16 protein-coding genes are annotated in these 13,606 nt (G+C 30.3%); 5 read left to right on the top strand and 11 right to left on the bottom strand.

Annotation, left to right across the window (positions count from 1 at the left end):
* Positions 1-76 precede the first annotated feature (76 nt).
* Positions 77-1,417 (bottom strand): class II 3-deoxy-7-phosphoheptulonate synthase, encoded by a 1,341-nt coding sequence (locus tag CPIN17260_RS06420; RefSeq protein ID WP_069636266.1) that lies wholly within the window; start codon positions 1,415-1,417, stop codon positions 77-79.
* 122 nt (positions 1,418-1,539) lie between these two features.
* On the opposite strand from CPIN17260_RS06420, the gene rarD reads away from it, so the two are divergent.
* The 4 genes from rarD to CPIN17260_RS06440 are packed head-to-tail and all read left to right on the top strand — an operon-like array spanning position 1,540 to position 4,692.
* Positions 1,540-2,433: an EamA family transporter RarD gene (gene rarD, locus CPIN17260_RS06425; protein WP_078440768.1), complete on the top strand. Its 894-nt coding sequence runs from the start codon at positions 1,540-1,542 to the stop codon at positions 2,431-2,433.
* Positions 2,430-2,906 (top strand): hypothetical protein, encoded by a 477-nt coding sequence (locus tag CPIN17260_RS06430; protein ID WP_069632537.1) that lies wholly within the window; start codon positions 2,430-2,432, stop codon positions 2,904-2,906. The genes rarD and CPIN17260_RS06430 overlap by 4 nt, the downstream gene beginning before the upstream one ends.
* A gap of 56 nt (positions 2,907-2,962) precedes the next feature.
* Positions 2,963-4,075, top strand: coding sequence for an RIP metalloprotease RseP (rseP, locus tag CPIN17260_RS06435; RefSeq protein WP_069637987.1), 1,113 nt, complete (start codon positions 2,963-2,965; stop codon positions 4,073-4,075).
* The gene (locus CPIN17260_RS06440) at positions 4,072-4,692 is read left to right on the top strand and encodes a YggS family pyridoxal phosphate-dependent enzyme (protein WP_078440769.1); all 621 of its coding nucleotides are present in this window, start codon (positions 4,072-4,074) and stop codon (positions 4,690-4,692) included. Before rseP ends, CPIN17260_RS06440 begins: the two co-directional genes overlap by 4 nt.
* A 37-nt stretch (positions 4,693-4,729) precedes the next feature.
* Here CPIN17260_RS06440 and CPIN17260_RS06445 read toward each other — a convergent pair whose 3' ends face one another.
* The 9 genes from CPIN17260_RS06445 to CPIN17260_RS06485 all read right to left on the bottom strand — a co-directional run bounded on the left by CPIN17260_RS06445 (position 4,730) and on the right by CPIN17260_RS06485 (position 11,826).
* Entirely contained in the window at positions 4,730-5,389 is a 660-nt protein-coding gene (locus tag CPIN17260_RS06445; protein ID WP_078440770.1) for a thiol:disulfide interchange protein DsbA/DsbL, read from the bottom strand.
* Between the two features lie 875 nt (positions 5,390-6,264).
* Positions 6,265-7,125 (bottom strand): ABC transporter ATP-binding protein, encoded by an 861-nt coding sequence (locus CPIN17260_RS06450; RefSeq protein WP_069632533.1) that lies wholly within the window; start codon positions 7,123-7,125, stop codon positions 6,265-6,267.
* Entirely contained in the window at positions 7,122-7,511 is a 390-nt protein-coding gene (locus tag CPIN17260_RS06455; RefSeq protein ID WP_069636268.1) for a TOBE domain-containing protein, read from the bottom strand. The genes CPIN17260_RS06450 and CPIN17260_RS06455 overlap by 4 nt, the downstream gene beginning before the upstream one ends.
* Positions 7,508-8,251 carry a molybdate ABC transporter substrate-binding protein gene (modA, locus tag CPIN17260_RS06460; RefSeq protein WP_069636269.1) on the bottom strand — a complete coding sequence of 248 codons (744 nt, stop codon included), beginning with the start codon at positions 8,249-8,251 and terminating at the stop codon, positions 7,508-7,510. The genes CPIN17260_RS06455 and modA overlap by 4 nt, the downstream gene beginning before the upstream one ends.
* A 2-nt stretch (positions 8,252-8,253) precedes the next feature.
* A complete protein-coding gene (locus CPIN17260_RS06465; RefSeq protein ID WP_078440771.1) occupies positions 8,254-9,039 on the bottom strand; it encodes a TOBE domain-containing protein in 786 nt (261 codons plus the stop codon).
* A gap of 62 nt (positions 9,040-9,101) precedes the next feature.
* Positions 9,102-9,557: a hypothetical protein gene (locus CPIN17260_RS06470; RefSeq protein WP_069632529.1), complete on the bottom strand. Its 456-nt coding sequence runs from the start codon at positions 9,555-9,557 to the stop codon at positions 9,102-9,104.
* 10 nt (positions 9,558-9,567) lie between these two features.
* Positions 9,568-10,257 carry a lysophospholipid acyltransferase family protein gene (locus CPIN17260_RS06475; RefSeq protein ID WP_226996921.1) on the bottom strand — a complete coding sequence of 230 codons (690 nt, stop codon included), beginning with the start codon at positions 10,255-10,257 and terminating at the stop codon, positions 9,568-9,570.
* A gap of 28 nt (positions 10,258-10,285) precedes the next feature.
* Positions 10,286-11,584, bottom strand: coding sequence for a tRNA (N6-isopentenyl adenosine(37)-C2)-methylthiotransferase MiaB (gene miaB / locus CPIN17260_RS06480; protein ID WP_078387902.1), 1,299 nt, complete (start codon positions 11,582-11,584; stop codon positions 10,286-10,288).
* Complete coding sequence (locus CPIN17260_RS06485) at positions 11,584-11,826, bottom strand: HP0268 family nuclease (RefSeq protein WP_069632526.1); 243 nt, start codon at positions 11,824-11,826, stop codon at positions 11,584-11,586. Before CPIN17260_RS06485 ends, miaB begins: the two co-directional genes overlap by 1 nt.
* 160 nt (positions 11,827-11,986) lie before the next feature.
* Here CPIN17260_RS06485 and nusA point away from each other — a divergent pair, with 160 nt between their 5' ends.
* Entirely contained in the window at positions 11,987-13,090 is a 1,104-nt protein-coding gene (gene nusA / locus CPIN17260_RS06490) for a transcription termination factor NusA (protein WP_078387903.1), read from the top strand.
* Between the two features lie 42 nt (positions 13,091-13,132).
* On the opposite strand, the gene CPIN17260_RS06495 is transcribed toward nusA, so the two are convergent.
* The gene (locus tag CPIN17260_RS06495) at positions 13,133-13,561 is read right to left on the bottom strand and encodes a copper resistance protein NlpE (protein WP_078387904.1); all 429 of its coding nucleotides are present in this window, start codon (positions 13,559-13,561) and stop codon (positions 13,133-13,135) included.
* Positions 13,562-13,606: the final 45 nt, after the last annotated feature.

Genomic DNA, 13,606 nt, shown 5'->3' on the forward strand with positions numbered 1-13,606 from the left:
CACAAAAAATATTAAAATCCAAGAAATAAAAAAATAACTTCTTAAAATAAAAATTACGCTTTGTAATAAAAATAAATTAACTTATCTGTTTTTTTAATAACTCTGCAACCAAGAATGCAAGCTCTAAAGCTTGGTCTGAATTTAGTCTTGGATCGCATTGTGTTTCGTAACGCTCTTTTAAACTTTGTTCTGTTACATTAAAAACACCGCCCATACACTCTGTTACATCCTGACCTGTCATCTCAAGATGAATACCTCCTGCGTACATACTCTCGGATTTTGTTATATCAAAAAAACTTTTTACTTCACTGATAATTTTATCAAATTCTCTAGTTTTATAATTACCGGCTTTTGTTGTATTTCCATGCATAGGATCTATACTATAAACTATATTTAAGCCTTCTTTTTTGATGTCTCTTAATAATTTAGGTAAATTTTCATTGATTTTATCAGCACCCATTCTTATTATCACATTAAGTCTTCCGGCTTCATTTTCTGGATTTAATTTTTCTGATAATTTTAATATATCTGATGAGTTTGCACTAGGTCCTATTTTAACACCTATTGGATTTTTTACACCACTTAAGAAATGAACGTGAGCATCATCAACACCCCTTGTTCTCTCACCTATCCAAAGCATATGTGCAGAACAATCATACCACTCATTACTCAAACTATCCTCTCTTGTCATAGCCTCTTCATAAGGCAACAATAAAGCTTCGTGTGATGTATAAAACGAAGTTTGATTTATAGCAGGTGTATTTTCAGATGTCATTCCACAAGCTTTCATAAACTCAAGTGTTTTAGTAATACTATCTGTTAGTTCTGAGTATTTTTCATGTATCTCAGCCCTTTTAGCAAAGCCTAAATTCCACTTATTGATTTGATGTAAATCAGCCAACCCGCCACGAGAAAAGGCACGCAATAGGTTCATAGTAAAAGCACTTTGATAATAAGCTTCTATCATTCTTGTTGGATCAGGTATGCGAGCAACATCATTAAATGCAAAACCATTTATAATATCACCACGATAACTAGGAAGACTAATTCCATTAATCTCTTCAAAATCCGAACTTCTAGGCTTTGCAAATTGACCTGCAACGCGACCTACTTTTACTATCGGACGATCACCTGCAAATGTCAAAACTATAGCCATTTGAAGCATTACTTTAAACATATCTCTTATATTATTTGCATTAAAATTTAAAAAACTTTCGGCACAATCACCGCCTTGAAGCAAAAAAGCCTCACCATTACAAACCTTAGCAAGCTCTTTTTTTAAATTTCTAGCCTCCCCAGCAAATACCAATGGTGGTAAATTTTTCAATTTTTCTTCCACTTCATTTAATTTATCTTTGTCTGGATATTTTGGCTGTTGAAGTATATTGTATTTTCTCCAACTATCTTTACTCCACATTCGTTACACAACCTCGTTTTCTAAATTTTGATATATTTCCGATTATAACATTAAAAACTTAAATTTTATGCTTTATTAATATATATAAAATTATAATCTATGCTTTAATTTAAGGCTTTGGTATGAATTTAAAAAACGAAGAAACACAGGGTTTGTTTCTTGCAATAATTGCTTTTACGATATGGGGTTTTTACCCTTTATATTTTAAATTATTTAGTGAAGATGTAGGTTCGGTTGAAATTTTGGCACATAGGGTGTTATGGTCTTTGATTTTTATGAGCTTATTTTTATATCTAAAATCCGGTTTTAGAAACATAAAAATTCTTTTAAGAAATAAAAAAATTAGAAATCTTTTATTTCTTAGTGGTACCATGATAAGCATAAATTGGGGATTATACATATATGCCGTAAATACATCTCATATAGTAGAAGCTAGCCTTGGGTATTTTATAAATCCACTTATGAATATTTTAGTTGGATTTTTGATTTTTAAAGAACAGCCAAGTAAGGTTGAAAAAATTGCTGTTTTTCTTGTTTGTGTTTCTGTTTTTATTCAGATATACAATGTAGGCAAGATACCATTTATCTCTATCATATTACCGGTATCAATGGCTATTTATGTATCTATAAGGAAATTTATAAAGCTACGAGCCATAGATGGGCTTTTTATAGAAACATTGATGATTTCATTTTTAGCTTTTGGATATTTTTTATATCTTTGTTTTACTCATCAAAACAATTTTAAAGCTGATTTTAATGGAATTTTGATGATACTTTCTGGTATAGTTACGATTTTACCACTTGTGATGTTTAATGCAGCAGCAAATAGAATAAAACTAAGCACATTGGGATATGTTCATTATCTAAGCCCAACACTTACATTAGCTATCGCTGTTTTGGTATTTAACGAGAGTTTAGATTATACAAAAATAATATCTTTTATGCTTATTTGGAGTGGTTTAATAATAGTAAGTTTAGAAAAAATATATTTAAAAAACAAAAAAGGACATAAATGAATGACATAACCATAGCTTTTCTGATCTCAATAGCAGTTGCTTTTGCACTTTATATGCAAATACAAAAGATGACACAAAATATAGACATGAATGAAGCTTTAAATGGCGATTTTAAAGAAGATGATGAAGATAAAAACAGTCAATTATTATCAGAAGACAAGACAGATAAATACAAATCTTTTTGCGATGAGATAGATAAACAAATAAGGGATTTAAGACAAAAAGTAAAAGATAATGATTTATTTATAAGTGATGATGTAAAAGATGAGTTTATGGCAGAACTATCACAGCTTAGTAGAAAACTTACTTTTATACAAAATATGAATACAAAAAAAGATGCAAAAAGCTGGGAGAAAGAGCTATTTGATATCTTAAGCTCACTTGAAAACTCAATCCAAAAAAGCCTAAAAAATCCAGATGAGATAAATGAAAATATAAGAGAAAATTTAAAAGAAAGTTTTTCAAAACTTTGAAATTAAATTTACAATAAAATGATAAAGTTATAAATAATTAATATAAAAGGAATGATTTGAAAAGTATATTTTTTGTTATTTTAATGCTTATAGTTGGAATTTATGCCTACTCTTGGCATTTTTTTGTTACTATATTTGTTATATCTTTTTTAATATTTTTTCACGAATTAGGACATTTTTTAGTTGCTCGTTTTTTTGGAGTTTGTGTCAATACTTTTAGTATTGGATTTGGTGAAAAGATTTTTACAAAAAGAGTTAATAATACCGATTATTGCATAAGTGCTATACCACTTGGCGGATATGTCCAGCTCAAAGGACAAGATGATACAGACCCAAAAAACAGAAACTATGATAGTGACAGTTACAACACACTAAGCCCTATAAAAAGAATTCTCATACTTTTTGCTGGACCATTTTTTAATCTTATATTGGCATTTTTTATATACATATCACTTGGTTTTATGGGAAATGAAAAACTAGCACCAATTGTAGGAACTGTGCTTGATAATTCAGCAGCAAAACAAGCTGGTATAATGGTAGATGATAAAATTTTAATGATAAATAACAAAATAATAAAAGAGTGGGATGACATAGGAAAACAAGTAAGTATAAATCCAACAAAAATAACACTACAAAGAGATGATAAACAACTCACAATAAAGCTAACACCAAAGATAGGAGAGAGTAAAAATATCTTTGGCGAAACCATACAAAAACCACTCATAGGCATATCTCCAAAAGGCGATTTTGTAAAGGTTTATCACACTGGATTTAGTTCTATATCATATGCTTTTGATGAAACTATAAAAGCTTCTAAGCTTATATTTTTAGGCTTTGAAAAGATAATAACCGGCATAGTTCCTATAAAAGAGATGGGCGGCATAGTCCAAATAACAGATATAACATCAAAAGCAGCAAAAACAGATGTAGCAATACTTCTTTTAATCACAGCACTTATCTCTGTAAATTTGGGTATTTTAAATTTACTCCCTATACCGGCACTTGATGGAGGACATATTATCTTTAATGCTTACGAACTAATATTTAAAAAAGAGGTAAGCGAAAAGGTATTTGCTTGGCTTACATATCTTGGCTGGGCTATACTTTTAACGATGATGCTTGTTGCTACCTTTAATGACATAATGAGACTTGGTGGATTTTATAAATGATAAATTTAAAAGAACTTTATGAAAAAATAGGCGATATAAGGCTCGTAGCTGTAAGCAAAAATGTAACTAGCAAAGAGGTTATAGAACTGATAAATCAGGGTCAGATAGAATTTGGCGAAAATAGAGTTCAAGAGATGGCTAAAAAACAAACAGAACTAGCAAACTTTAATCCAAAATGGCATATGATAGGAAGATTGCAAGATAATAAAATAAACCAACTCATATCGCTTCGCCCTACTCTATGGCAAAGTTGTGATAGTTTAAAAAAGGCAGTTGCGGTAGATAAAAGGCTTAGTTATAAGTTAGATACACTTTTGCAGATAAACTCAGCAAACGAAGATAGCAAACAAGGTGTAAGCACAAGCCAAGCCATAGAAGAGTACCTAAAAATTCAACAGGAATGTAAAAATATAAATCTTATAGGTGTTATGAGTATAGGGGCTAATGTTGAAGATGAAAAACAGATACAAAAAAGCTTTGAGCAAACATATAAAATTTATGAGAGTTTAAGATCCGATGGGGCCAAGATATGCTCTATGGGAATGAGTTCTGATTTTATGTTAGCTATAAAATGCGGTTCAAATATGATTCGCTTAGGGTCTATACTATACAGATAATTTTACGGCATTATAAACACAAATGCCGTATATTTTATTATTTTGCTAATAAATCTTTAACTAATCTAGCGATGCCATCTATTGATTTGACATTATCTATATTGATAAGATATTTTCCATTTACAACAAAAGCAGGAACACCTTGAAGTTTTGCTACATCATAAGCAGCGTCCCATTTTGATAAAATTTCAATAACTTTTGGATTATCAAGCTCTTTATTATACTCATCCACACTCATACCAACAGCATCAAGACCGGTCTTTAAAAATCCATCTTTATCTTTTCCCTCATTCCATGTCTCTTTTTTATCATGATATGCTCTATAGTATGTAAATTTAGCTTTTTTAAATAAAGACTTATCATCTAATAAACTAATACCATTTTCATTATCCTTGGCTATCAAAACAGCAAAAACTTTACTGATAGTCTCCCCAAAACTACCTTTTGTTTTTAAATGATATGGGATAAATTTTACACCTGGTAATTTTTGCATTAATTTTGAAACAACACTTTTATCGTATTTGTAGCAATGCGGACAAGCATAGCTAAAAACTTTTACCAAGGTATTATTTTTGACCGGTAATGGCTGTTCTAACTTAACATAGTCCTCACCTTCTGTAAATGCACTTGCACTCAAAGCACCAAAAAGGGCAACAACTGATAAAAATTTAACTGTCTTTAAAAATAAAGATCTCATCTAAAGCTCCTATATTTAAAATTACTATGTTTAGTATTTTAACAAATTGTGATTAAATAAAAAATTTAATTATATAAAATTTTAAGTAGCTATTAGAAATATCTTGTAGTTGTAAGCCTATCAAAGAGTATTTAAGAGCCACCCTCATAACCATTAAATGTATTTTATTTTAATTGAAAGCTATATTTTAAACCAATGTTTCCATTGTAATATTTTTCTTTAGATCTTGTTTTAGCTCCAAAGTTTACATTTAGTCTTAATGCTTCATTTATCACTTTTTATCTTAGCTTTAGAGCCTATGATAAATTGTTATCGCTATTAAATCTATCTGTATATGATTTTACTACATTTGATAAGCTATCACCAGCATCAGCAAATTTATTATCTTTTAGATTATTTATAGCATAAGCTAATGCTAGGTCATTGTTATATGGATTTGCTAGTTTAGCAAGTCTTGTTTGAGTTGAAAGATTTGATGAAAACTTAACTACATCTGTTGCAGATGATGTTGTTAAAGAGCTTGTAGTGTCTTTAACAGATGTTGTTAGTTCTTTTATAAAGTTAATTGTTTTTTTGCTTACCTTATTATTTTTTAGTGTTACTGTCTAAAAAACGTAAAACTATGTCATCAATTTCAACCGTTTTATATAGCTTGTTCTGCTACTATTTTACCTATAAAATTAAATACCTTTTTAAATTCACTTTGTTTTATCAAAAATGTTAAAACTTATTTGGTTATTAATAAAATTAAAAGTTTTATCTTTAGGTATTGTCCGATAATCAATTGCTTCTTTTGTATTTATATCTACAAACAAACTAACAGCAATACCGCTTAGCAACACTATATATAAAATTTTAGAAATCCTCAATTATTATTAATGTATCTTTTGCACATTTACACCAAAAGCTTTTATACTAAGCATTATCTCATCGCCTACATTTAAGTCTTTTAGTTCGTTTTTTGATAATACGACTTTGCAAAGCTGATTTGATACAAGAACTAAGACTACAAAGGCTGTATCTGTAGGTTTTATGTCTAAAATTTTTGCATTAAAAGCTAGTTTTTGAGAGCCTTGTTGTTTTAAAAACATCTGCCTTGGAGTTCCTGATTTTATTATCCTACCGCCATCTAGAAAAAAGACTTTATCGCATAATTTATAAATTTCAGCGACATCGTGACTTATTATTATGGTCGTAATTTTTAACTGTTTGTTTATCTTTATAAGATACTCTTGAAGTTTTTCACGAGTCTGGGTATCCAATGCACTGAGTGGCTCATCAAGCAAAAGTATCTTTGGCCTTATCATCAAAGCCCTAGCTAAAGCTACTCTTTGTTTTTGACCGCCTGAAAGGTTTGTTATGCTTTGATTTTTCAAGCTTGATATATCCATTATATCAAGTAGTTCATTTGCTAAGCTTATATCTTTTTTAGCAAAAAGTAGATTTTTTATCACACTCATATTTTCAAACAAGGCATAGTCTTGAAATAAAAAGCCTATATTTCTTTTTTGAATAGCTAGGGATTTTTTATCCTTATAAAAAATAGTATCATTGGCTAAGATAGCACCACTATCAGGAGTTTCAAAACCAGCTAAAAGCCTTAGTATAGTTGTCTTGCCACTTCCGCTTTTACCATAAATAGCTACAAATTCACCATCTTTTATACTAAGCTTTGCATCTAGCAAAAACTTTCCATTAGCACTATTTAGAGTTTTTTGGACATTGATATCTATCATAAAATTTCACTTATATAAATTGATGTTGATTTTATATAGGCAAATACCATATCGTTAAGCTTTAAGTTTAGCCTTTTGGCTGATTTTGACGTGATGATACTTTCAAACTCAATGTCTTTGTATCTAAGCAAGATAACAGATAAAATTTCGCCTATTTGTAGGTCTATTATCTTGCAGTATATCTCGTTTTTGATAGAGAAATTTTCAAGTTTATTTGTAGATATGGATACATTTGAGCTTTTAAAACCAAGCTTAACTTTATCTTTTGGCTTTAAGCTCACATTATCAAGTGATAGCATAGACAAAGATAAGTCTTCATCTACGCTAAATCTAACCAAACTAACATCATCAAATGTTGTTATGTTATCAACTACGGCTTTTATCATTTAGGTGTTATATAACCAAATTTGTTAAAGATATCTTTTGCTTCATCACTTAGGATAAAGTCATAAAAGGCCTTTGCTTCTTTGTTATTTTCAGCCCTTTTTAGCAAAACCATACCTTGGTCTATCGGTTTGTATAAATTTTTATCAACAAAAACATAATTAACACCCTCTTTATACTTTGACATTTTTTTATCATACAAGGCACTAGCCGCTATAAATCCAATATCAGCAGCACTTAAAGCTTGTGAAAGTGTCTCTGAAATTTTTTGAGTATAGATTATCTTTTTTTCTATATCTTTAAAAAGATTTGCATTTTTTAAAGCCTCTATACTAGCCTCTCCATAAGGTGCGCTTTTTGGATTTGCTATAGATATGGTTTTTGTATCTTTTAAAACATCAAGTCCGTTTTTTAGTTTAAAATCCCTTATAGTAAATATAGCAAGGGAACCTTGCGCATACACAACTGGCTTAGCAACACCAAATCCACTCTCATAAACCTTGTCTGCAAAACCCATATTTGCAGCCATAAATATATCAGCTGGGGCTCCGTTTTGTATCTGGGATGTAAGACCGCCACTAGCACCTAAGCTAAGTTCTACCTTTGTATCTGGGTAAAGTTCGTTAAATTTCTTCAAAAGCTCTTCAAAAGCATAAGATGTATTTGCCGCAGCAAGCACTCTAATCTCCCCTGCAAACAAAGCACAAGCACTAATAACTAATGCAACTAAAATTTTTTTCATTTTTATACTCCTATTATAATGTCTGATGATTTCACTAATGCTTTTAATTTATCTCCGACACCTATTTTTAGATCCATAACAACATCTTTTGCAACTATCGCACTTAGGTTTTGATAATCACTCAAACGCATTATCACATCCGCATTTTTAGAGCCAACTTTTACAGATACCACTTCTCCATTTAGTTGATTTATACTATCATCTTTTATAACCTCATCTTTTTTTACAAGGCTAACGCAAGGTGCTTTAAAGATAAAAACAACTTTTTTACCAATGATAAGGTTTAAATTTTTTTCACTTTCAAGGGTAATATTAGAATGCATAATATCATCGTTGCTTAATTTTGCAAAAATTTGAGAGCTAACCGCACCTGATTTTATTTCTACTATCTCGCAGTTTAGCTGATTTCTAGCACTTAGATTGTTGCTTAGTCTAGAAAAATTTATTATTTCAGAGTTTGAAATATCAAGATTTTCGCATACCTTTGTTAAAAAATCATTTTGCAAACCAAGCAACTTTTCATAAATTTCAATCATCTTGTGGCCGTATTCGGTTAATTCTGTGCCACTATTTTTTTTCTTTCCATTTGCTCTACTTACAAGTGGTTTATCGCTTTTGCTATTTAATATATCTATGTTATCCCAAGCATTTTTATATGATATACCAATAGTCTGAGCGGCTTTTGTTATGCTTTTTGTAGAATCAATGGCTTTTAGTAATTTTATATGTTTTTGCAAAACAGATATATTATCACCTAAAAAAATTTCCAAATCAATACTAGCTTTCATAAAAAACACCTTATATATAATTAAATAATTTTAAAAGTATAATTTATTATATACAAAAATGCTTAAATTTCAAAAAGTTCGTATTTTAATTTTTTAAAGATTTCTTGTTTTTTGGTAGCTTCTTCTAAAAACTGAGTATCTGATGTAGAGCTAACAACACTATCTAATTCATCTATCATAATATCACAAATTAGGCGTATTCTTTCTTTATTTGCCGTACCGACCTTACCTTTTGAGATATCTTGTATCTTTTTTAGATACTCATCAGCTTGTGATATATATCTTTTGTATTTGAGTATATCTTCATTTTTTTTAAACAAAGACTGAGCCATTTTATTGTATTTATCAAGTTCGTATGATTTTTTGCTAAGTTCGTATGATTTGTCATAATTTTGTAGTTCATAATAAAATTTAGCTTTAAACGAAAGCTGGTAAGATTCATTTGTAGCAAAAAACAAAGCACAAGCACTTAGTATCAAAATAACTACAGCAACAGGCAAGGTTTTATTAAAAAGCATAGCTTATCTTTCAATGCTTTTTAGCATTTTTAGACCACCATTGTTTTAGGTTTAGTACAAATTCTTCTTTATGCTCTAACACACTTTTGCCGTTAGGATTTCTTTCACTCTCAAGCCACATCTTAGCCTGAAGCTCTTCTTTTGCTGTATCAATATCAAGTTCGTTAAAATTTAGTGGCTTTGAAAGTGTAAAGTTTATCGTAGAAAATGGCTTTGGGATGATCATCTTATCCCAACTTTTTAGTTGCCAAAAAGAGCTTGCTTCGTAGTTTAGTATATAAACATCTTTGTTTGTTTTTTGAGCTATCACAATAGCACCGTCAGCTATACTATGTCTTGGACCACGAGGGCCATCTGGTGTAATGATAACATCAATGCCATTTTTTATATCTTTTAGTGCATTTATCAAAACCTTAGCGCCACCTTTTGAGCTACTACCTCTTATTGTAGATATGCCAAAAAAATTAATTATTCGTGTGATTATCTCGCCATCTTTATGATCACTTATAACAACTTTACCTTTTCTTTTTTTGTTAAAATCACAAGTCCAATACCTAAGGTAAGCAAAGCTCATAAAAGCCAGTCTTGAATGCCAAAATACAACAACACAGCTATCATTTGGAAGTTTATTTTTTGAATATGTTTTTTTGCAAGTTAAAAATATAACCCAAACAAGTAGATAAAAAACATATACTATCAAATTGATAAATATGCTTTTTTTTATTCTACTATACGAGGTTTCCATATAAGACCATTCTTTTTGGATTGTCAACACGGACTTTAAGGGTCTTACCTAAAAGTTCCTCGCTTCCGTTTACTTGAACCAAAAAGTTATTAAAGCTCCTACCAGCTACTCCACCATTTGCGCGCAACTCTTCAAAATAAACATCAAAAATTTTATCTTTTTGAGCAGCTACAATCTCATCTAGAATTTCAGTATGTCTACTTTGTAAAAAAGTAAGCCTTTCTGAAGCAATATTCTCAGGAACTTGATTTGTAAACTCAGCCGCTTTTGTCATAGGGCGTGGAGAGTATTTAAAGCTAAAAATTTGCTCAAATCTAACCTTTTCTATAACGTCCATTGTATCCATAAATTCTTCATCACTCTCACCCGGAAAAGCAACTATAATATCAGTACTAATGCTAACATCAGGACAAAGTGAGCGAAGTTTTAAAGCTCTATCTAAAAACCACTCCTTTGCATATCCCCTTTTCATCTCTTTTAAGACTTTTGTATTTCCGCTTTGAAGTGGCATGTGCATTGATTTACAAATTTTATCATTTTGGCTAAAAACTTCTAAAAATTTATCATCCATATGCAAAGGATGTGGGCTTGTAAATCTAATACGCTCTAATCCATTTATCTCACTTAACTTTACTAAAAGGTCGCTAAAATCAATTTTTTCGTGGCTACTTGAAAATCTTTTACCATAGTTATTTACATTTTGACCCAATAAAAAAATCTCTTTAGCTCCACTATCAACAGCTTTTTTTGCTTCGCTTAATATCAAATTTAAAGGTATTGAAATTTCATCTCCACGAGTATGAGGAACTATACAATAAGTGCACTTTTTATCACATCCTATTGATATATTTATGTATGACTTGAATGGAGAACCTCTAAACTCACCAAAAGCATAATCACTTTCATCGTAATTTATATCAGTGCTTACAAACTTTGGTGTATTTACAGCGGTTGATATTTTACTGATATTTCTAGCCCCTAAAACAAAATCAACATAAGGAGCCTTTTTAAATATCTCGCCTCCAAGATGACTAGCTGTGCAACCACAAACACCTATCTTTGCACCTTTTTTCTTTACTTTTTCAAAAGCACCTACCTCGCTAAAAAGCTTATGCACAGGCTTTTCTCTAACCGAGCAAGTGTTTATAAGTATCAAATCAGCATCGCTTATATCTTGTGTTAGTTCATAATTTTCTTTGCTTTTTAGCTCTGCGATCATATGCTCGCTATCACGAACATTCATCGCACAACCCAAAGTTTGAATAAAAAGCTTTTTACTCATTACAAGATATGCACTTCATACATATAATCTTTATCATCAAGACCATATTTAACAACACGATGATAAACACTTAAGCCTTTTTCTTCAAAAAACTCAACTAATTCAATAAGTTGTTTATGGCTATTATCTTTATCAAAATAAAAAATTTTCTGACCCTCTTTACTTACGGCAGCTTCAATCTTGTCCAAAGATATTGTTTTTGGCTTTGAACTAAGCTCGGATCTTGCAAGTTTTAACTCCATTTTTTATCCTTCCTTATAACTTTAAGCTGATTAGTATATCAAAAATGGCATAAAACATATATTAAAGTTTTTATTAGTAACAAAATTGTATAATCAGCACAAATCTTCAAAATTTTAAATTCCCTAGAATTTATCATTTATGACTACAAGTGGAGAAAAAATGGAAAGAATTTCAGATATCATAGAATCAATAGCAAATGAAAAAAATTTGGATATAGAAGATGTAAAGGAGCGTGTAAAAAGGGCTCTTATAAATACAGCAAAACATGTTTATGGCCATAACTACGAGTATGATGTTGCCATAGATACCAATAAAACAATAAAACTATATCAAAAAACAACAATTATTTATGATGACGATGAGAGATTAGAAGAAGACAACGAACATTTTATAAGCCTAAAAGAGGCAAGAAATATTGACAATAGTGTTGAAGTTGGCGATGAGCTAACATATGAACTAAGCCTTGATAATCTAGGAAGAACAGCTGCACAAACATTGCATAAAGAGCTTGAGTATCATATCCAAAGGCTTGTTGAGGATAAAATTTTTGAAAAATACAATCAAATGCAAGGACAGATAGTTTTTGGAACTGTTGTAAGAGTTGATGAACAAGAAAATACTTTTATCGAGATTGAAGAGTTAAGAGCTATTTTACCAAGAAAAAATAGAATAAAAGGCGAAAACTTTAAGGTAGGAAATGTAGTAAAAGCTGTTATAAGAAAGGTATTTGCTGATAAAAATTTAGGCATAAAAGTTGAGTTAAGCAGAACATCTCCAAGATTTTTAGATGCTCTTTTAAAGGCTGAAGTGCCGGAAATAAACGATGGTGGAATCATAATTCAAAATAGCGCAAGAATACCGGGAGAAAGAGCTAAAGTAGCGCTTTCATCAGTATCTCCCATGATAGATCCAATTGGCGCTACTGTTGGAACAAAAGGTGTTAGAATAAATGCTGTAAGCAAAGAGTTAAATAATGAAAATATTGATGTAGTTGAGTATTCAAGCGAACCTGTTATTTTCATAACAAGAGCTATGAGTCCAGCGATAATTAATTCAGTTACAATAGAAGGACAAAAAGCTATAGTTTCTCTCGTAAGTGAACAAAAAAGTAAAGCTATAGGAAAAAGCGGTATAAATATAAGGCTTGCAAGTATGCTTACCGGATATGAGATAGAATTAAGAGATCTTGGAGCAAGTTCTTCTGAATCACAAGAGTCAAATACTATGACAAAAGATTTAAAAGCTTTATTTGGGGATTTATAATAATTGTTTTATAAAATCAGTGGTAAAACCACTGATTTATTTTTACATTTTTTTAAACACGTAAAACTTAGCCATAGGTCCTGTAACTTCTTTACCTTCAGCATCTAGCATTTTTAAACTTTTATTATCCACTCTAAACATACTTGTTTTATTGTATTTATTTACAACTGTAACAATATCACCTTTTACGTTATAAGTTCCGCTTGATTTTTCTGTATATTGTTCACCGCCTTTATACTCCATTAAAGACTCGAATTTACCATCATTTTTTAATACTAAAGTAGTATCTATAGCTTCGCAAGAAGCGCAAGGTAAGACAGCCTTATAAACACCAGCAACACTATACATATCGTAACTTGAAACAACCTTATCCTGCATATCGTTGTTCATAGAAGAACTGCTATTATTTATAGCACAACCTGCAAATAAAGCAACTGTACAAACAGCTAAAAAACTATTTTTTATTTTCATCAAATATCCTTTTTTAAAAAATTTTACGTTATTATATTCAAATGT

Source organism: Campylobacter pinnipediorum subsp. pinnipediorum, from assembly GCF_002021925.1.
GTDB lineage: Bacteria > Campylobacterota > Campylobacteria > Campylobacterales > Campylobacteraceae > Campylobacter_A > Campylobacter_A pinnipediorum.